15 protein-coding genes are annotated in these 20,878 nt (G+C 43.0%); 14 read left to right on the top strand and 1 reads right to left on the bottom strand.

Going from position 1 to position 20,878, the window contains the following annotated elements; all coding sequences use genetic code 11:
- The first annotated feature begins 14 nt into the window (after positions 1 to 14).
- From LM917_RS12940 to icmF, 10 genes are all read left to right on the top strand, one after another.
- On the top strand, positions 15 to 1,421 hold the full coding sequence (locus LM917_RS12940; RefSeq protein WP_304502588.1) for a sigma-54 interaction domain-containing protein: 1,407 nt from the start codon (positions 15 to 17) through the stop codon (positions 1,419 to 1,421).
- A 247-nt stretch (positions 1,422 to 1,668) separates the two neighbouring features.
- Positions 1,669 to 3,075 (top strand): lysine 2,3-aminomutase, encoded by a 1,407-nt coding sequence (gene kamA / locus LM917_RS12935; protein ID WP_232697937.1) that lies wholly within the window; start codon positions 1,669 to 1,671, stop codon positions 3,073 to 3,075.
- 208 nt (positions 3,076 to 3,283) lie between these two features.
- Positions 3,284 to 5,368 carry a (Fe-S)-binding protein gene (locus LM917_RS12930; protein ID WP_232697936.1) on the top strand — a complete coding sequence of 695 codons (2,085 nt, stop codon included), beginning with the start codon at positions 3,284 to 3,286 and terminating at the stop codon, positions 5,366 to 5,368.
- 181 nt (positions 5,369 to 5,549) lie between these two features.
- Positions 5,550 to 6,737: an acetyl-CoA C-acetyltransferase gene (gene mmgA, locus LM917_RS12925; RefSeq protein ID WP_232697935.1), complete on the top strand. Its 1,188-nt coding sequence runs from the start codon at positions 5,550 to 5,552 to the stop codon at positions 6,735 to 6,737.
- 4 nt (positions 6,738 to 6,741) lie between these two features.
- A complete protein-coding gene (locus tag LM917_RS12920) occupies positions 6,742 to 7,599 on the top strand; it encodes a 3-hydroxybutyryl-CoA dehydrogenase (protein ID WP_232697934.1) in 858 nt (285 codons plus the stop codon).
- Between the two features lie 36 nt (positions 7,600 to 7,635).
- On the top strand, positions 7,636 to 8,778 hold the full coding sequence (locus LM917_RS12915) for an acyl-CoA dehydrogenase (protein WP_232697933.1): 1,143 nt from the start codon (positions 7,636 to 7,638) through the stop codon (positions 8,776 to 8,778).
- A 21-nt stretch (positions 8,779 to 8,799) separates the two neighbouring features.
- Complete coding sequence (locus LM917_RS12910) at positions 8,800 to 9,942, top strand: acyl-CoA dehydrogenase (RefSeq protein WP_232697932.1); 1,143 nt, start codon at positions 8,800 to 8,802, stop codon at positions 9,940 to 9,942.
- 10 nt (positions 9,943 to 9,952) lie between these two features.
- On the top strand, positions 9,953 to 10,909 hold the full coding sequence (gene meaB / locus LM917_RS12905) for a methylmalonyl Co-A mutase-associated GTPase MeaB (protein WP_232697931.1): 957 nt from the start codon (positions 9,953 to 9,955) through the stop codon (positions 10,907 to 10,909).
- 163 nt (positions 10,910 to 11,072) lie between these two features.
- Positions 11,073 to 11,705, top strand: a complete 633-nt coding sequence (locus tag LM917_RS12900; protein WP_232697930.1) for a TetR/AcrR family transcriptional regulator — start codon at positions 11,073 to 11,075, stop codon at positions 11,703 to 11,705.
- 34 nt (positions 11,706 to 11,739) lie between these two features.
- Positions 11,740 to 14,988 carry a fused isobutyryl-CoA mutase/GTPase IcmF gene (gene icmF / locus LM917_RS12895; RefSeq protein ID WP_232697929.1) on the top strand — a complete coding sequence of 1,083 codons (3,249 nt, stop codon included), beginning with the start codon at positions 11,740 to 11,742 and terminating at the stop codon, positions 14,986 to 14,988.
- A gap of 159 nt (positions 14,989 to 15,147) precedes the next feature.
- Here icmF and LM917_RS12890 read toward each other — a convergent pair whose 3' ends face one another.
- Positions 15,148 to 16,341: an MFS transporter gene (locus LM917_RS12890; protein WP_232697928.1), complete on the bottom strand. Its 1,194-nt coding sequence runs from the start codon at positions 16,339 to 16,341 to the stop codon at positions 15,148 to 15,150.
- A 375-nt stretch (positions 16,342 to 16,716) separates the two neighbouring features.
- On the opposite strand from LM917_RS12890, the gene rpoE reads away from it, so the two are divergent.
- The 4 genes from rpoE (at position 16,717) to fba (ending at position 20,837) form a co-directional block, all read left to right on the top strand.
- Complete coding sequence (gene rpoE, locus LM917_RS12885; RefSeq protein ID WP_232697927.1) at positions 16,717 to 17,274, top strand: DNA-directed RNA polymerase subunit delta; 558 nt, start codon at positions 16,717 to 16,719, stop codon at positions 17,272 to 17,274.
- A 218-nt stretch (positions 17,275 to 17,492) separates the two neighbouring features.
- On the top strand, positions 17,493 to 19,094 hold the full coding sequence (gene pyrG / locus LM917_RS12880; RefSeq protein WP_232697926.1) for a CTP synthase: 1,602 nt from the start codon (positions 17,493 to 17,495) through the stop codon (positions 19,092 to 19,094).
- 434 nt (positions 19,095 to 19,528) lie between these two features.
- Positions 19,529 to 19,894 (top strand): response regulator, encoded by a 366-nt coding sequence (locus LM917_RS12875; protein ID WP_232697925.1) that lies wholly within the window; start codon positions 19,529 to 19,531, stop codon positions 19,892 to 19,894.
- Between the two features lie 88 nt (positions 19,895 to 19,982).
- Complete coding sequence (gene fba / locus LM917_RS12870) at positions 19,983 to 20,837, top strand: class II fructose-1,6-bisphosphate aldolase (protein ID WP_232697924.1); 855 nt, start codon at positions 19,983 to 19,985, stop codon at positions 20,835 to 20,837.
- Positions 20,838 to 20,878: the final 41 nt, after the last annotated feature.

Here is a 20,878-nt window from a genome sequence, read left to right as displayed (position 1 = left end):
CAGAAACCGTTGAAATGTTAACCGCGATATTGGGTGCAATTGATGAGGGAATTCATGTAGTAGACGCACAAGGCCAGACGATTATGTATAATCACATTGCCGCTAGATTGGACGGGCTAACGCAGGAGGAAGTCTTGGGAAAACCTCTTCTGGAAGTGTTTCCTTCATTAGATGCCAATTCGAGTACCCTGCTTAAGGTAATTAAGACAGGAAAACCTCTTTATCATCAGTCGCAACGTTATACAAACTGGCGAGGCGTACAGGTTGAGACGATCAACACGACGCTTCCTGTTAAAGTAGGCGAGCGATTGGTAGGGGCAGTTGAAGTAGCTAAAGATATCAAGAAAATGCGTGAGCTGTCAGAACAACTGGTTGATCTTCAGGTTCAGGTACAGGGAAATCGGCAAAAACCTGTGAAATCCCGAGTATCAGATCAAGTAACGTATCAATTTGATGATATTTTAACTGTTAATGACGAGATGAAACGGTTGAAGCGCATGGCGATGCGAGCTTCTCAAACCTCTTCGCCTATCTTAATTTATGGAGAGACCGGAACAGGAAAGGAATTGCTGGTCCAGTCCGTCCACCAGGCATCCCCACGTAAAAATCGTCCGTTCATTGCTCAAAATTGTGCAGCTTTACCAGCATCATTATTAGAAGGCATATTATTTGGAACCGTAAAAGGAGGCTTTACTGGGGCGGAGGATCGCCCAGGGCTTTTTGAGGTAGCAAATGGAGGAACCCTTTTTCTCGATGAGATTAACAGTATGCCAGGGGAGCTCCAAGCCAAGCTGCTTAGGGTACTGCAAGACGGGCAAGTGAGAAGAGTGGGCGGTACGAACCCCATTCAGGTAGACATCAGAGTGATTGCTGCTACCAATGAGGAGCCAGAAAAAGTACTGGAAAGCGGTGCATTACGGGCAGATCTATACTATCGTCTTCATGTGGTGTCCTTCACCTTACCGCCTTTACGTGATAGACGAGAAGATATCCCTTTACTTACCAATCATTTCATTGCGAAGTACAACCGATTGTTTGAGCTGAAGGTGCGGGGACTACACTCTCAAGTAGAAGACTGGTTTTTTACCTATCAGTGGCCAGGAAATATTCGTGAGCTGGAGCATATGATTGAGGCAGCAATGAATTTAGTAGAGGGTGATCGAATCGAACAGGAGGATTTACCCCCATCATTTATTACTCGCATGGAAGGACAAGTTGAGCGTGACAAAATGGAGCAAGACAAAGGAATCGCTCATGTGACAATGACGGGTACTTTGCGAGAGGTACTGCATAATACTGAGAAAAATTTAATTATGTCAGCGATGAACGAAACTAATGGTAATGTTCTGCAAGCAGCCAAACGACTGGGAATTCCACGTCAGACCTTGCAATATAAGCTCTCTCAGTTAAAAGAAGAATAAAGAAAAACATCATGAACATTACTTACAATTGAAAGAGATCACTTTAATGCCAAAAAATCGGCATACCAACAAGCGAGTCACCCAGGACGATCTAATCTCATTCTTTCGAAGATAAAGCAAATCCCTTGTTAAATCAGCATTTATCAGAATTAATAAAATATTTATGCAAAATTGGCATCCTTCTTGCAATTGTTATAGATCATGCGTGATGCAATAGCACGATTCGACTTGCAAGGAGGAGATAGTAATGTCTTTAGAAGTACGTAAACTTCGCGACTGGCGCCAAATTGAAATGTGGAAAGATGTAACGGACGAACAATGGAATGACTGGATGTGGCAGTTGACTCATACAATCAAAACAGTGGATGATTTGAAACAGGTAATCAACATGACTCCGGATGAAGAGGAAGGTGTGAGGATCTCCAGTAAGACCATCCCCTTGAATATTACGCCGTACTATGCACTTTTGATGGATGAAAATGATCCTACAGATCCTGTTCGTATGCAATCAGTCCCATTGTCAAGAGAAATGATTCGCACGAAGTATGACATGGAAGATCCTTTGCATGAGGACCAGGATTCTCCTGTTCCAGGCTTGACGCACCGTTATCCAGACCGGGTTCTATTCTTGGTAACTAACCAATGCTCTATGTATTGTCGTTACTGTACACGCAGACGTTTTTCCGGTCAAATTGGAATGGGTGTACCGAAGAAACAGCTGGACGCCTGTATCGACTATATCCGTAATACGCCTGAAGTACGGGACGTATTATTGTCTGGTGGGGATGCTCTTCTCATTAATGACCGTATTTTGGAATATGTAATCAAGAGCTTACGTGAAATCCCACATGTGGAAATCATCCGAATTGGTACTCGTGCTCCTGTTGTATTCCCGCAACGTATCACAGAGAACCTCTGCAATATCTTGAAGAAATATCATCCGGTTTGGCTTAACACACACTTTAATCATCCAAAGGAGATCACAGAAGAAGCGAAAAAAGCTTGTGAAATGCTCTCTTTTGCTGGTGTGCCACTAGGAAATCAGTCGGTAATTCTGGCCGGTATCAATGATGATCCTTATACGATGAAGCGTTTAATGCAAGACTTGGTAAAAATTCGTGTACGTCCTTATTATATTTATCAGTGTGACCTGTCTGAAGGAATTGGACATTTCCGCGCTCCTGTTTCCAAGGGACTAGAGATTATGGAATATTTACGTGGTCATACTTCAGGGTATGCGGTACCTACATTCGTGGTGGACGCTCCACATGGTGGAGGTAAAATTCCGGTCATGCCAAATTATATCATTTCGCAATCGGCTGACAAGGTAATCTTGCGTAACTTTGAAGGTGTTATCACTGCGTATCCTGAACCGCAGAGCTACAAGGCACCTGATCTGTCGAAAAATGAATACTATCTGGCTGAAAAACGCAAACCAGTTGGTATTGCTGCATTGATGCAGGATGAGATCAATAATCTGGAGCCAGTTGGTCTGTACCGTAATCAACGTATAGAAGCTACAAAAGTAAAATCTTTGGCAGATGTACGTCGTGAGCAGGAAGATCAAAAGAAACAAAAAGAGGAAGCAAAAATGCAAGAGACCGAGAAGAAACAAGATGATCAACAAAAGGAAAAAGAAGTAACGGGAATATAAAACGCCCCTCACTAGAAGCATGAATTACATCGTAAGCCCGCCTTTCTATGTCAGGAAAGGCAGGCTTATTTTTGATTCTACCTCTAAATTTTGAATGAAGTTGTATTTTTGAATGAATAGTCATTCATTTTTGCAGACAGTTCTGTTAAGATAATAAAAACATTAAATTTCGAAATATCCAAATAGTAAGAATGAGGAGCTGGCAGAGATGGAAACTTTGGCTTTGTTTAATCTGATTGCATTTTTCCTTGTACTTGCTTACGGGCTTTATCTTGTAGCTCATGTATTATACAGTCGCTATTTGTTCCTGAAATTGGGGAAAAAGCCTGACAAGCATGATAACTTTGGAACACGGCTTCAACTCATCATCAACAATGTATTCTTACAGAAAAAGCTGTTAAAAGACAAAAAAAGCGGTATCATGCACATCGTTATGTTTTATGGCTTTATTATTTTGCAATTCGGTGCAATTGAACTAATTATGAAAGGCTTGGTAAAAGGATTTGAGCTACCTTTTGGTTCGGCTCATAAATACTTCAGTCTCATGCAGGAAATTACTGCGTTTCTGATTGTGGCTGCAGTTGCCTACGCCTTTTATCGTCGATACATTGAGAAACTGAAACGATTGAAACGAGGTCTTAAATCTGGATTAGTCCTGATTTTTATTAGCTCCCTTATGACTACGGTAATTTTGTCGCTTGGGTTCGAACAGATATGGCTTGGTCATGAACCATCTGGCTATGCGCCATTCTCTTCCTTGATTGCTGCGCTGTTTGCGGGAATTGGCACGGCTGCTGCTGCTACACTATTTTATGTGTTTTGGTGGGCGCATACGTTGATTTTATTATCTTTTGCCGTGTATGTACCTCAGTCCAAACATGCGCACCTCATTTTCGCTCCAATCAATGTCTGGTTTAAGCGGACCAGCCCTCCTGGGAAATTGTCTACGATCAACTTTGAGGACGAGACACAAGAGGTGTTTGGAAATGGCAAAATTGAGGATTTCACTCAAACACAACTGATTGATCTATACGCTTGTGTGGAATGTGGGCGCTGTACCAATATGTGTCCAGCATCTGGTACAGGCAAAATGCTGTCGCCTATGGATGTAATCGTAAAAATGCGAGATCATCTAACGGAAAAAGGAGCAAGTGTAACGTCACGTACACCTTGGATGCCAAGCTTCGCCTTTTCGCAAACGAAGGCAAATCAGATTGCCATCGAGGCTAGTGAAGTAGCTGCTACTTCTGAGGGTGGCACAGCTACAGCCGAGGCTGTCTACGATAAGGCATTGGTTGGAGAGATTATTACGGAACAGGAGCTGTGGGCATGTACGACCTGTCGTAACTGTGAAGATCAGTGTCCGGTCATGAATGAGCATGTGGATAAAATTATCGATATGCGACGCTACCTTGTTATGACGGAAGGCAGTATGCCGCAGGAAGCACAACGCGCGTTAAATAATATTGAGCGCCAAGGTAATCCGTGGGGGATTAACCGGAAGGATCGTATGAAGTGGATGGAAGGATTATCTGAAGAGTACACCGTTCCTACTGTTAAAGAGACAGATGAATTTGAATATCTGTTCTGGGTTGGTTCAATGGGTTCATTTGATAATCGAAGCATGAAAATTACTCATTCCTTTGTCAAGCTAATGCATGCTGCCGGAATTAAGGTTGCTATTCTGGGGAACGAAGAGAAGAACTCTGGTGACACAGCACGTCGAATCGGGAACGAATTCTTGTTCCAGCAATTAGCGCAAGAGAACGTTGCCTTGTTTGAAGCTTATGGGGTAAAGAAAATCGTAACATGTGATCCACACGCCTTTAATACGTTTAAAAACGAATATCCAGAATTCGGATTGCAAGCCGAAGTATATCATCATTCTGAACTGCTGGTGAAATGGCTGGAAGAAGGTCGCTTGAAACCAACCAAGGAAGTAAAAGAACGAATTACTTATCATGATTCCTGCTACCTAGGTCGCTACAATAATATATACGATATGCCTAGACAAATCCTTACCTCTATCCCAGGCGTTGAGATCGTTGAAATGAAACGAAGTGGCTGTGACAGCATGTGCTGTGGAGCTGGTGGCGGATTAATGTGGATGGAAGAACATGAGGGAACACGGGTAAATGTAGCCAGAACCGAACAAGCCTTGGAAGTGAAGCCTACGGCAATTGCCAGTGCTTGTCCATATTGCCTGACCATGATGGATGATGGGCTGAAAACAAAAGAAGTAGAAGAAGTAAAAGCGAGAGATATTGCTGAAATTTTGGCAGATGCGATTTAATAAATAAAGTAGTGGCGACCAAGGGTATGGGTCGCCATCTTTTGCTGTATCAGAGTGAATTGATTGAAAACAACAAATTGACTATTTTTTCTACTAGATGCAAAATATAAAGTAAGAAAGTGAACGACCGCTCGATCAGATTAGTGAGTGTATTCGTGCGTGCAGAAAGGGGAACCAGATCATGAGAACAGTAATTGTGGGGGCGGTCCGAACGCCTTTTGGCAAACTAATGGGTGGGCTTAAGGGTGTGACAGCTGTATCGTTAGGGGCATTGGTGATAAAAGAAGCACTCGTACGTGCCAATGTGGATAGTAGCCTTGTAGACAAGGTAATTATGGGTATGGTGCTACAAGCAGGGGCAGGTCAAATTCCATCCAGACAGGCAGCGCGAGAAGCAGGACTCCCTTGGGAAGTACCGAGTGAAACGATTAATAAGGTATGTGCCTCAGGCATGAGAGCAGTTACATTAGGGGAACAGATTATCCGTGGTCAGGATGCAGAGATTATTGTGGCAGGTGGCATGGAGAGCATGAGCAATGCACCGTATGCTTTGCCAAAAGCTAGACAGGGTTACCGAATGGGAGACGGTAGCATTCTTGATCTGATGACGCATGATGGCTTAACCTGTACGTTTCATCAGGTTCCTATGGCTGTGCATGGAAGTAATGTGGCGAAGGAGTATGATATCTCCCGTGAAGAACAGGATGCATGGGCATACCGTAGTCAGATGCGCGCGAAAAGGGCTATTGAAGCGGGGTATTTTGCAGAAGAAATAGTCCCTGTTCCCATACCAGTTCGTAAAGGAGAGCCCATCTTGATTACGGAAGACGAAACACCCAGATTTGATACGACGATGGAGGGCCTCGCTAGATTATCACCTTTATATAAAAAAGATGGCACGATAACAGCAGGCAACGCGCCAGGGGTTAATGATGGCGCAGCTGCACTTGTATTAATGTCAGAAGAAAAAGCAAATGAATTAGGGATAAAGCCATTAGCGACAATCATTGGTCATGCAGAAGTTGCAGCAGAAGCACCATATATTGCGACAACACCAGGTCTAGCCATTCAAAAGCTATTGAAGAAAACAGGGGTTAGCATAGAAGAGATTGACTTGTTCGAGGTAAACGAGGCATTTGCCGCAGTTACCCTCACTAGCGGCCGATTGGTTAGCTGGGATGAAGAAAAAGTTAACGTAAATGGAGGTGCCATCGCGCTGGGACACCCAATCGGGGCAAGCGGTGCTCGCATTATCGTTACGTTAATCCATGAGTTACGAAGAAGAGGTGGCGGGCTTGGTATCGCAGCAATCTGTAGTGGTGCGGCGCAAGGAGATGCAATCTTGTTACAGGTAGAAGGAGAGGAGTAAGGAAATGAGTCAGAACATTCTAACGATCATGGTTGTAGGCGCAGGACAGATGGGAAGCGGAATTGCCCAGGTAGCTGCACATGCTGGCTTTCAAGTATTGCTACATGACATGAAAGAAGAATTTGTAAATCGCGGGTATGGTGCCATTGAGAACAACCTTGCCAGACAGGTGGAGAAAGGGAAACTGACTTCTGACGAGAAAGAAGCGATTCTTTCTAGGATTAATACGTCAACTGAACTGGAAAACGGCAGAGAGGCAGACTTGGTAATTGAAGCCATTGTAGAAAACATGGAAGCGAAAGAGCAGCTTTTCTCTCAACTGGATCAAATATGTCCATCTCACACCATTTTAGCTAGCAATACCTCATCGCTTCCAATCACAGAAATTGCTGCGGTTACTAAGCGCCCTGAACAGGTAATCGGGATGCATTTTATGAATCCGGTACCTGTGATGAAGCTGGTCGAGATTATTAGAGGCTTGCAGACATCTGATGCGGTCTATGAATGCGTAGAGGATTTGACTAAAAAAATGGGCAAAGTGCCCGTTAGCTGCAACGATTTTCCAGGGTTTATCTCAAATCGTGTTCTTATGCCGATGATTAATGAAGCGATCTACTGTGTGTATGAAGGGATAGCAACCAAAGAAGCGGTCGATGACATTATGAAGCTGGGTATGAATCACCCGATGGGACCGATTACATTGGCTGATTTTATTGGGCTTGATACGTGTCTTTACATTATGGAGGTATTGCACGAAGGATTCGGGGATTCCAAATATCGTCCTTGTCCACTCTTGCGCCAATATGTTAAAGCAGGCTGGCTCGGCAAAAAATCGGGTAGAGGATTTTACGTGTACGAGTAAGATCGGAAAACTATGTATACAGGGAAGGAATTGATTATGGAGCTTCGCTTAACAGATGAACAGTTGATGATGCGCAACATGGTTAGAGACTTTGCCAAAAATGAGGTCTTGCCATTTGTATCGCACATGGAAGAAACCGAGGAATTTCCGAGACCGTTGATTGCAAAAATGGCAACGCTCGGATTAATGGGAATCCCGATTCCTGAAAAGTGGGGCGGTGCAGAAGCGGATTTTCTCTCCTATATCATTGCCATTGAAGAGATTTCTAAAGTAAGCGCAGCCCTTGGGGTGATACTTTCTGTGCATACCTCGGTAGGGACAACGCCTATTCTTTATTTTGGTACAGACGAACAAAAGAACAAGTATGTAAAGAAACTAGCTAGTGGCGAGTATCTGGGGGCATTTGCCTTAACGGAACCTCAAGCAGGCTCGGATGCAGCAAGTATCCGCACTTCTGCCGTCAGAAAAGGCGATCATTATCTGCTAAATGGTAACAAAGTATTCATTACGAATGGCGGAGAAGCTGATACTTACGTCACTTTTGCAGTTACCGATCCATCTATGGGTAGCAAAGGAATCACAGCGTTCATTGTAGAGAAGGATTCGCCAGGATTTACTGTAGGTAAAAAAGAGAAAAAAATGGGTCTGTTCGGCTCCAATACCACAGAGCTTATTTTTGATCAGGCTGAGATCCCTGTAAGTAATCGTATAGGGGAAGAGGGAGATGGCTTCAAAATTGCCCTTTCCAATCTGGACATTGGCCGAATTGGTATCGCTGCACAAGCGCTAGGGATTGCAGAAGCAGCACTCCAGTATTCCGTTGATTATGCCAAGGAGCGAAAGCAATTTGGTGGACCGATCGGCAAGCAGCAAGCCATCGCTTTTAAACTGGCTGATATGGCTACCAGAGTGGAAGCAAGCAAATTGCTGGTTTACCAAGCAGCCTCTCTGCAAATGAAAGGACTTCCTTGTAGTAAGGAAGCATCCATAGCGAAACGGTTTGCAGCTGATACGGCGATGTTTACAGCTACGGAAGCCATACAAATTTTTGGTGGCTATGGTTATACGAGGGAATATCCAGTAGAGAGGTTATTCCGAGATGCCAAGGTTACTCAAATATATGAGGGAACTACACAAATCCAACAAATAGTATTGGCAAAACATTTGTTAAACAAGTAAAAGAGTGAGGGAGTGTAGAGAATGGATTTTCGTCTGAGTGAAGAGCAAGAAATGATTCGTAAAATGGTGAGGGAGTTCGCAGAAAACAGAGTAGCTCCGACTGCTTCTGAGCGGGATGAAGAGGAAAGGTTTGACCGCTCCATTTTTGAAGAAATGGCTGAATTGGGGCTTACAGGTATTCCTTGGGGTGAAGAATACGGTGGTGCAGGCGCAGATTATGTAAGCTATGTGCTTGCAGTAGAAGAACTATCTCGGGTAGATGCTTCTATTGGTGTAACGTTGTCTGCACATGTTTCGCTAGCTAGCTGGCCGATTTATAAATTTGGTACAGAAGAGCAAAAGCAACAGTTCTTGCGCCCATTGGCAGAAGGTAAAAAAATGGGCGCATATTGCCTAACCGAACCAGGGTCGGGATCAGACTCAGCCGGCATGCGGACGACAGCAGTTCGTGATGGCGATCACTATGTCCTGAATGGGAATAAAATCTTTATTACAAACGCAGGTGAAGCAGAGATTTATATTGTATTTGCCGTAACGGATGCGTCTAGTAAGCATAAAGGCGTAACTGCCTTCATTGTAGAAAAAGATATGCCGGGATTCTCTATGGGTAAGAAAGAGAAAAAACTGGGTATCCGTTCGTCTCTCACCTTGGAAGTAATCATGGAAGATGTCAGAGTGCCAGTCGGAAATCGATTGGGTGAGGAAGGGCAAGGCTTTAAGATAGCTATGATGACATTAGACGGTGGCCGAAATGGAATTGCCGCTCAAGCATTGGGAATTGCACAAGGGGCATTCGATCATGCACTTGCCTATGCGAAAGAGCGCGTGCAGTTCGGAAAGCCAATTGCTTCCCTTCAGGCAATCCAATTTAAGCTGGCAGATATGGCGACACAGATTGAAGCGGCAAGACTGCTCACTTATCAGGCTGCCTGGAGAGAGGACCAAGGACTGCCATATGGTAAAGCTTCTGCCATGTCCAAGGTATTCGCTGGTGACATTGCTATGGAGGTAACAACGGAGGCGGTACAAGTATTTGGAGGATATGGTTACACCCGTGAATATCCGGTTGAGCGTTTTATGCGAGATGCGAAAATCACTCAGATCTACGAGGGAACAAACGAGATTCAGCGTATTGTGATCAGCAATTTCTTATTAAAAGAATAGGGGAGATAACGTGCACCCCATTACGAAAAGGATTTTATCGGGAGATGTTCGCGCAGCTGCGAGAGCGATTACCTGGATTGAGGATGATTTTCCGGATAAGGCACAGATTCTAAGGGAGATTTATCCTCATACAGGTAAGGCTATACTCATAGGATTTACGGGATCACCTGGAGCGGGAAAAAGCTCGTTAGTTGATGCATTACTCACCTTTTTACGGGCAGAATCACTGACGGTTGGTGTCGTTGCAGTCGATCCGACAAGTCCGTTTACTGGCGGAGCTCTATTGGGAGATCGTGTACGCATGCAACATCATGCACCAGATCCGGGTGTGTTTATAAGAAGTATGGGGACGCGTGGTAATCTAGGTGGGTTATCACGCCATACCAAGGAGGCAGTCCGTATTCTGGATGCATATGGGTGCGATGTAGTCATTATCGAAACGGTAGGTGTGGGACAAACTGAGCTGGACATCATGAAAGCCGCTGATACTACTCTCGTTGTACTTAATCCTGGCGGTGGAGATTCCGTTCAGGCGTTCAAGGCAGGAATTATGGAGATAGCTGATCTGTTTGTTATCAATAAATCAGATATACCAGGGGTGCAAAAGCTGGAGATTGAAGTAGAACAGATGCTGGATCTGGTAAAGCATGATGCTACCTGGCGTCCGCCTATTATAAAAACGATAGCCACTGAGCAAAAAGGAATGCAAGAGCTGTGGCAGGAGATCAAACGCCATACCAATCATCTGAGAGCTTCAGGTGAAGGAGAAGAGAGAAAGGTTTACCGTATGCGTCAAGAGGTAACGGAGCTGGTTAACCAGCAATTATATAACCTCCTATTACAACGTTTGCAGGAAGAGGCTTTTGCGAGCGATATAGAGGAAGCGGTCGATCGACAAATAGATCCTTATGCGGTAGCAGAGCGGATGGTCAGACAACTTATTAAACAAGAGTCTGAATCTTCGTAATCAAAGAAAGATAGGCTTGTTACAGGACTGGAACGTTTTTCCACGGATTAAGGATTGTAGCGTATTTTAGGGGTTAGTATAATGAGAAAAGTTACAAAAGTCCTGGTAGAGATGTCACGCTCTATCGTTCGCTCAGTCAAATAGTTGTGAGGTGGATTAATCCGTGAAAGAACGCAAAAAAACAATACCTTCTCTAGTAAAAGATCCCAAACTGATAGAAAAAAGAAGAGAACAAATCATCGAAGCAGCTGTTGATCTTTTTATTCATAAAGGATTTCATAAAACAACCACACGGGAGATTGCTCGTGCTTCGGGGTTTAGCATTGGTACATTGTATGAATATATTGAATCAAAAGAAGATGTACTCTATTTAGTATGCGACTCGATCCATAATGAATTAGAGGAACGATTACGTGAAGCCATTACTTACAAAGGTCCAGGAATTAAGGTATTAAAAGTGGCGTTGCGCAGTTTAATCCGAGTCATGGATCAAGTGAACGATCGCGTCCTTTTGATTTATCAAGAAACGAAGTCATTACCAAAGGAAGCGATGAGCTACGTATTGCGTCGTGAAGAAGCAATAACAGCTATCTTTGAGGAAATATTACGAAAAGGCATGGAGGATGGCTCTATTCGTACTGAAGAGCGGCATGTAAAGCTGATGGCCAATAATATCATGGTCTTGGGGGAAATGTGGGTATTCCGTCGGTGGACTCTTGCCAAACACTATACGCTAGAAGAATACATCGAGAAACAGACAGACTTACTTTTGCGTGATATCAGCGTAGAAGAATAGAGCGAATCCCTCCTACTATGAGGGAGGAATTCAGATGGAAACAGAAGTGTATCGACCGAACCATAAAGTTCGTTTTGTAACCGCAGCCAGCCTCTATGACGGACATGATGCATCAATCAATATTATGCGAAGAATTTTGCAATCCTCTGGTGCAGAGGTTATCCATCTCGGACACAATCGATCTGTTGTTGAAATCGTGGATGCTGCCATTCAAGAAGACGTGCAGGGAATCGCCATCAGCTCCTATCAAGGCGGACATGTCGAATATTTTAAATATATGATCGATTTGCTGAAGGAACATGGCGCTTCCCATATTAGAGTATATGGTGGCGGTGGAGGAGTAATCGTTCCTCGTGAAATAAGAGAGCTGGAGAATTACGGTGTTAGCAAGATTTTTTCTCCTGATGATGGCAGGGCTCTAGGCTTACAAGGCATGATTAATGAAATGCTGAAGGAATGTGATTTCCCCACTGTAACTTCATTAGAGCGGGAAGTAGAAGAATTGGAGAATCAGGATCATACGGCAATTTCGCGTTTAATTACGCTTGCAGAATATGGTGTACAAAATAAATCAATATTTGTTCCTGTACAGGAACAGCTGGCTCAACTTAATCAGTCCTCGCCTGTTGTAGGGATTACAGGTACGGGTGGGGCGGGGAAAAGTTCATTGACAGATGAGCTCGTTCGCCGTTTTCTGAATACGTTTCCGGATAAAACGCTAGCAATTTTGTCTGTCGATCCTTCCAAGCAAAAGACGGGAGGGGCATTGCTTGGTGACCGTATTCGGATGAATGCCATTCAAACGCCTCGCGTGTATATGCGTAGCTTGGCAACGCGGCAATCAGGATCGGAATTATCGCTAGCGATTACGGACGCATTGCAAGTCGTAAAAACAGCAGCTTTTGACCTGATCATTATCGAGACAAGTGGTATAGGTCAGGGAGATGCCAAAATCGCGGATATATGTGATCTTTCCTTGTACGTGATGACCAGTGAGTTCGGAGCACCCACTCAGTTAGAAAAAATCGACATGCTGGATTTTGCTGAGCTAGTAGCAATCAATAAATTTGATCGAAAAGGCTCGGAGGACGCATTACGAGAGGTTCGTAAACAGTATCGACGGAATCATAATTTGTTTGATGCTGAGGACAATCAGCTACCGATCTATGGAACGATGGCCAGTCAGTTTAATGACCCTGGTACCTCAGCTCTTTTTGCGGGCATGGTACGAGCGATCGCTCAGAAATGTAATCTGGATTGGAAAGTTGACCATTTAGATCCAACTCCTGTGCCTGTTAGTAAACAACCGCTTATTCCTGTTGAACAGCTGAGTTACCTACAGGATATTGCAAGCACAATTCGTAGCTATCATCGTTATGTAGAAGAACAGGCTGAGTATGCTCGTAAGCTCTACCAGTTACATGGGGCTAAAGAGATCCTACAAGAAAAGTCTGGGATAGAGACACAGCTAATCCTCCATTTGGATGAACAGATCGCATTCTTTACCAGTAAGCTCGATTCTGCTAATAAGGCACTGATAGAAGAGTGGCCGTCTATGAAGGAAAGATATACACAAGACGAGTTCATCACCAAAATCCGTGAGAAAGAAGTAAGGACCAAACTATACTCCACATCTCTTTCAGGTCTTCGCATTCCCAAAATTAGCTTGCCTGCATTTAACGAATGGGGAGATATTTTACGCTGGTGCATGAGAGATAACGTTCCTGGAGAGTTTCCGTATACCGCTGGTGTTTTTCCATTTAAACGAGAAGGGGAAGATCCTCGTCGCCAGTTTGCAGGGGAAGGGACCCCAGAGCGTACCAACCGCCGATTCCATTTCTTATCTAAGAATGATGATGCCAAACGGCTTAGTACAGCTTTTGACAGCGTAACGTTATATGGGCAGGACCCTCATGAGCGTCCAGATATCTACGGAAAAATTGGAACAAGCGGTGTTAGCATCTGTACACTAGATGATATGAAAAAGCTGTATGCAGGATTTGATTTGTGCGCTCCGTCCACGTCCGTTTCCATGACGATTAATGGTCCTGCGCCCATGATCCTTGCGATGTTTTTACTGTCAGCCATTGAGCAACAGGTAGAGGTATTTGTTGAGAAGGAAGGCAGACAGCCATCAGAGGAAGAGTACGAAAAAATCAGGGCGTATACGCTGTCCACAGTACGCGGTACAGTGCAGGCAGATATTTTGAAAGAGGATCAGGGACAGAATACATGCATTTTCTCTACGGAGTTCGCCCTTCGCATGATGGGAGATATTCAGAGTTACTTTATCGAGAATCAGGTGCGTAATTATTATTCTGTTTCCATCTCTGGGTATCATATTGCAGAAGCAGGAGCCAATCCGATTACGCAACTAGCCTTTACTCTGGCAAATGGTTTTACCTATGTAGAATATTATTTGAGCAGAGGCATGAAAATAGATGATTTTGCACCTAATCTTTCGTTCTTCTTTTCAAACGGCCTTGATCCGGAATACACAGTAATTGGTCGGGTGGCGCGTAGAATCTGGGCAGTGGCGATGAACCGTCGCTATGGAGCCAATGAACGCAGTCAGAAATTGAAATACCATATCCAAACCTCAGGGCGTTCTCTTCATGCGCAGGAGATGGATTTCAATGATATACGTACCACGTTGCAGGCTTTGATCGCTATTTATGACAACTGTAACTCCCTGCATACCAACGCTTACGATGAAGCCATTACAACACCAACAGAAAATTCAGTACGTCGTGCAATGGCGATTCAAATGATTATTGGCAAGGAGCTGGGTTTGGCAAAGAATGAAAACCCGCTGCAAGGAGCCTTTATTATTGAAGAATTGACCGATTTGGTAGAGGAGGCTGTCCTACAGGAATTCGAGCGTCTCAGTACGCGTGGAGGCGTTCTGGGAGCCATGGAGACACAATACCAACGAGGTAAAATTCAAGATGAATCCATGTACTATGAAATGAAAAAACACTCGGGAGAATTACCGATTGTTGGGGTTAACACCTTCTTGAATCCTCAGTCTTCAGAAGAAGATTATGAGATAGAGTTGGCGCGGGCGACAGAAGAGGAGAAACAGCAACAAATTCATAATTTGAGAGAGTTTCAGGCGAGATATTCTGATCAAGCCCCTGAAGCATTGAAAAAATTACAAGAGGTTGCCTTGTTGGGTGGAAATATTTTTTCCGAGTTGATGGAAGTAGTAAAAGTGGCTTCCTTGGGACAAATTAGCGAAGCTTTGTATGAAGTAGGCGGAAAATATCGACGCAACATGTAAGAAACAATTAACAATGAATAAGTAATAATTAATAGATACAGCGTGTAGACAAAGTAAGGAAAGGTACAGTGTCTGCACGCTTCTTTAAATTATTTACTCATTACCACCAAAAAATAAAACAACTCCTCTTATACCGCAGTATAAGAAGAGTATTCATTGTTAATTATTCATTTTCCCCTGCCTTTTAATCGATATCAGGGTACCTATAGCACAGATCAGTGCACATGCTCCATAAACAAGAGGAGATGGGTAGCTGGATAGAAAAGCAAAACTAGATAGTAAAACAACATCAAATGCAGCATCCCAGATGCTTAGCATGGATAAGGTAGTTGCCCTGCTACCGCTTGGTATATACTCGTTGCTTAATTGTGAATAGACCGGAACTCGTATCGTATGCATAAGACGGAGTAGTAGAAATACGAGAATAGCCATTCCCAAATGCTGACCGAGGCTACTTGCTATTAAAAGAAGGAACACCGTAATTGCTCCGGTCGCGTACATGAGATGCTCGTGTGAGAACCGGGATGTGAAAAAGTCCAGTCTGCGTGAGACAAGAAGGCAGATCAGAGTTGCTCCAGCATAAAGAAATCCAAGTCCACTGCTAGGTAATCCAGCTCCAATCAGAAATGGCTGTTCCATTTTGCCAAAAATGATAGTTCCACAGATAAACACGAGGGTAAACGTAATAAAGATACGAACCAGCATGGGCGTGTTTTTGATGGTATGCCAATCTTGCTTGATTTGAAGAAGGGATGATGAGTTGTTATTTTCTATGTGTGCAGGTTTTTTTAGAGCAAGATACAGACCTATCTCAATCAGTTGCATAAGTATATTTAGGCTGATAAGCAGATTAAATTGATCGGCTTGTAGATCTTTCGCTAGAAGAGGACCAATTATAAATGCTACTACCATAGGAATGAGAGAGACAGAGTGCAGCTTGCCCAGTATCTCTGTCATTTTATGCTCTTGCTTGGTTTCCTTGAGTGAATCATAGATAAAAGCCTCCATTGCTCCTGAGAAAAAGGTAATAGAGATTCCCCAAAAAATATTGTAAGCATACATGGACCATGGTTCGTGTATAAATAGAAGGATCATTTTTCCACTAAGACCAACCAAGCTGCCAACAATAAAGGAGAGCTTAGCTCCGTACCGATCAGCTATTATGCCGGTAGGTATCTCGAAAATTAGAACAGCAATTGTCCAACAAATGGTTGTCCAGAAGACATCTGCCAAGCTGAGACCACGTTGGAAATATAGTAGGGTCATTACAGGTACCAAGAAGTTAATTCCTTCAAAAAAATGACTCCAATACAGTATGCGTAGGTTATGAACAGAAAATTGTTCAGGCTTCATAAGACGTGCTCCTCCAGATGTTTATCCGCAGTGGCACGCTAATTGATTCTATTAAGGCGTGTCACTACGGATTAAATGTAGAAATAAAAATAGTAGTTGGGGAATGGAAGAAGATTTTTAACATGCTAAAACACTCCTTATAAGGTTATTTGATGGGTGTAGTTACAAGTGTAAGTACGACCACTTTGTAATCTTAAAGTACAGATGATGATTTTACAATATTTCGAAAAATATAGAACGGAGTAGCATAAAAGATTTGAATGTACCTACAACTTTTGTCCATTTTTGTCGTAAGGGTTGAATCTCTTGCATTTTGGGATAAAATAAGGAATACTGTAAAATAGCCAAGTTATTGTTTGAAAGGACGTGCCTTGCTTGAGTCAATTACTTCAGCATATTAAAGTAGAAGCATTGCAAGAAATGGCGATGGTTGATATCGCTTTTGAAATTTTAAAAGAAAAGAATCGCCCTTATAATTTCCGTGAATTGATGGATGAGATTGCGAAACTGCGCAACCTGAAAGAAGATCAACTGATGGCTATCATCGCACAAGTATATACCGAAGTGAATATCGACGGTCGTTTTGTTTGCATCGGGGAAAATACATGGGGTCTAAAACGCTGGTATCCAACTGAGGCTGTAGAAGAGAGCCAAGAGGGTGGCGGTAAGAAGAAGAAAGCTGTCGTTACCAATGACTTCGATGATTTTGAAGAAGAAGCAGCCGATGATTTTGAAGAAGATGATATTGAACTCTTCGAAGAGGAAGAGGAAGAAGAGGAAGAAGAGGAAGATTTCGCTGATGAAGACGATATCGATGCTGATGATGAAGACATTGACGAAATAGATGAAGAAGATGAAGAAGATGAAGAGCTAGATGAAGAAGATGAGCTCTTTGAGGAAGAGGAAGAAGAAGAGGATGGTCTCGAGAAGTAATCAACTTCGGGTTTTACTTGACTTTACTCTGAACCCATTATAAAATACATTTTGGGCTTCACATGAAGAACGGTTATATATGAAAGAATAATAAACAAAAGTGCCCCTATTCAACAATTATGTTGATATAGGTCCCACTTTTGTTTTTTCTTTTTTTGGTAGCACCCTGACCACGAAAACTAATTAGCATAAGCAAGGGGAAAGAGGGGACGTAAGCGATGGCGAAGTATATATTTGTAACCGGTGGGGTCGTTTCCTCGCTAGGAAAAGGTATTACAGCGGCTTCATTAGGACGATTGTTGAAAAACAGAGGATGTAAGGTAACGATTCAAAAATTTGACCCGTATATTAACGTTGACCCAGGTACGATGAGTCCGTTTCAACATGGTGAAGTATTTGTTACTGATGACGGAGCAGAAACAGACCTTGACCTAGGGCACTATGAGCGTTTTATTGACATTAACCTAAGTGCCAATTCAAACGTAACTACAGGTAAAATTTATTCAACTGTAATCAGCAAAGAACGTCGTGGCGATTACTTGGGTGGCACAGTTCAGGTTATCCCACATATCACAAATGAAATTAAGGAACGTTGCTTCCGTGCTGGTCGTGAAACCAATGCAGATGTAGTCATTACTGAAATTGGTGGAACTGTTGGTGATATTGAGAGTCTTCCGTTCCTAGAAGCGATCCGTCAAATCAAGAGTGATCTTGGCCCATCCAATGTCATGTATATTCACGTAACATTGGTGCCTTATATTCGTGCCGCTGGTGAAATGAAAACCAAGCCAACCCAGCATAGCGTAAAAGAATTGCGTAGCTTAGGTATTCAGCCAAATGTAATCGTAACTCGTACAGAGAAACCGTTGTCCCAGGACATGAAGGACAAGCTGGCTCTCTTCTGCGATATTGATAAAAATGCTGTTATCGAATGTCGCGATGCTGATACGTTATATGAAGTGCCGCTCATGTTGCAGGAACAAGGATTGGATGACTATGTATGCAGTCATTTAGGTCTTACTTGCAAGGCTGCAGATATGTCTGAATGGAAAGCCCTGCTTGAAAAGGTGAAAAGCCTGAAGCATACGACTAAAATAGCCATTGTTGGTAAATATGTAGAGCTGCATGATGCGTATCTTTCTGTTGCAGAAGCGCTGTATCATGGTGGTTTTGCTAATGACACCGATATTGAAATCAAGTGGGTGAACTCAGAGGAAGTAACCGATGAGAACGCTGCTGAGATCTTGGGAGATGTACATGGTATCCTGGTTCCAGGTGGATTTGGAGATCGTGGAGTAGAGGGTAAAATTGCTGCTACTCGATATGCTCGTGAACAAAAAATCCCATTCTTTGGTATTTGTCTTGGAATGCAAGTGGCGGTTATTGAATATGCCCGTCATGTATTGGGACTCCACGGAGCCAATAGCTCTGAGATTAATCCTTCAACCAAGTATCCTGTTATTGATCTTTTGCCTGAGCAGAAGGACATTGAGGATAAAGGTGGTACGATGCGTCTTGGTCTTGGACCTACTAAGACTAAAGAAGGCACAATGGCTGCACAAGCCTATGGTAGCACGCTTGTTTATGAACGTCACCGCCATCGCTACGAGGTGAACAACGAGTATCGTGAGCAATTGGAAAAAGCCGGTTTGATTGTTGCGGGAACAACTCCAGACGGTAAATTGGTAGAAATGGTTGAATTAGCTGATCACCCTTGGTATTTGGCTGCACAATTCCACCCGGAATTTACGTCTCGTCCGAACCGACCACAACCATTGTTCCGTGATTTCGTAAAAGCTGCTCTGAACCAACATTCATAAGATATACGTGAACATAGATAGAAGGATCACCGGTTTAGTGCCGGTGATCTTTTTTTCATAGAAAGGAATTTATAAAAATTCTAATGGACTTTAATTTACTACTGAAGAGGGCAGGCAGAAGAAGCACATTTTTTGTCTGTGAACTCGTTAATGTCCAGCGATGAAGAGAAACTGTCCGCTACACAGTAAAGAGTGCGGAGCGGACAGTCTAACCCCTTGGGGGGCGAAGACTTTTAGCGAAGGGTGAAAAGAGAAGCTGGTTTTATCCACTGAAGTAGGATCAAGACAATTCTTTAAAATCCTAGCAAGGAATATCCTTGAAGGGTAGATAATGTGCTAAATAGGAAAAAAACGGTTAAGATTGGGCAGGAATTTCCATAGATTGGGACGTATTGTATGTACAATGATAAGTGAACGAAAGAGGGGATAACGTTATGCAAGACAAGAAAGTGCTTGTTGTAGATGATCAGTACGGAATTCGTATCCTGTTGTATGAAGTATTAGGTAAAGAAGGATATTGTACTTTTCAAGCTGCTAATGGTAAGCAAGCTCTTGAAATTGTGGAAAAAGAATCACCGCATCTCGTTATCCTAGATATGAAAATTCCTGGGATGGATGGAATTGAGATTTTGAAGCATATTAAAAAAATAAATCAAGATATTAAGGTTATTATGATGACCGCCTATGGAGAATTGGATATGATAAAAGAGGCGACGCAACTGGGAGCATTGACGCATTTTACAAAACCTTTTGATATCGATGAATTGCGAAATGTGGTAAATCAACAGTTAGTTAGTTAGACACAGTTATTTTGTTAACGTCAACTTTCTTATGGTATAATAATTCCGTATTCATGAATACCAGACTTAAGCTTAGGAGGACATACTGATGACATTAGTACCTATGACCGCCTTTATTGAGGACGCGAAGAAAAATAAGTACGCGGTAGGTCAATTTAACATCAACAACCTAGAATTCACGCAAGCGATTACCGAAGCAGCCAAGGAAGAGAAATCTCCAGTAATCTTCGGGGTATCCGAGGGCGCAATGCGTTACATGGGTATTGACTACACTGTGGCTATGGCCAAAGCTGCAGCAAAAACCGCTGGTGTGCCTATTGCTCTTCATTTGGACCACGGTAGTAGCTTTGATGTTGTCATGAAATGTATCCAAGCTGGTTTTTCATCTGTTATGTTTGATGGTTCCCATCATTCATATGAAGACAACATCCGTTTAACTAAGCAAGTAGTTGAAGCAGCTCACGCTGTTGGCGTTTCTGTTGAAGGCGAACTTGGTACAATTGGCGGCGTAGAAGATGATGTACAGGTAGCAGAAGAAGATGCAAACCTGGCAAAACCAGAAGAAGCTATCCGTTTTTGGGAAGAAACTAAAGTTGACTATTTGGCTATCGCTGTTGGTACTGCTCATGGTATGTACAAAGGCGTTCCAAAAATTCATTATGATATCATTGAAAAAGTTGCCAATAGCATTGATGCACCTATCGTATTGCACGGTGGTTCTGGTGTACCTGATGAGTCTATCCGTGAAGCTATCAAATACGGTGCTGGTAAAATTAATGTAAACACTGAAAACCAAGTTGTTTGCACGGAGGCAATCCGTAAGATCTTGGCAGAAAAACCAAACGAAATTGACCCTCGTAAATATATGGGGCCAGCTCGTGAAGCAATCAAGCAAACTGTAATTGAAAAAATTCGTCTGTTTGGAAGTAACAACCGAGTATAGTAATCTTTCATTTACGTTTCACCAATCGCCTTTAAAACCGG

Origin of the sequence: Brevibacillus daliensis, assembly GCF_021245735.1 — a bacterium.
GTDB classification, from domain to species: Bacteria; Bacillota; Bacilli; order Brevibacillales; family Brevibacillaceae; genus Brevibacillus_B; species Brevibacillus_B daliensis.
Note: the sequence above shows the minus strand (reverse complement) of the source record. Positions and strands in the feature narration are given on the sequence as shown.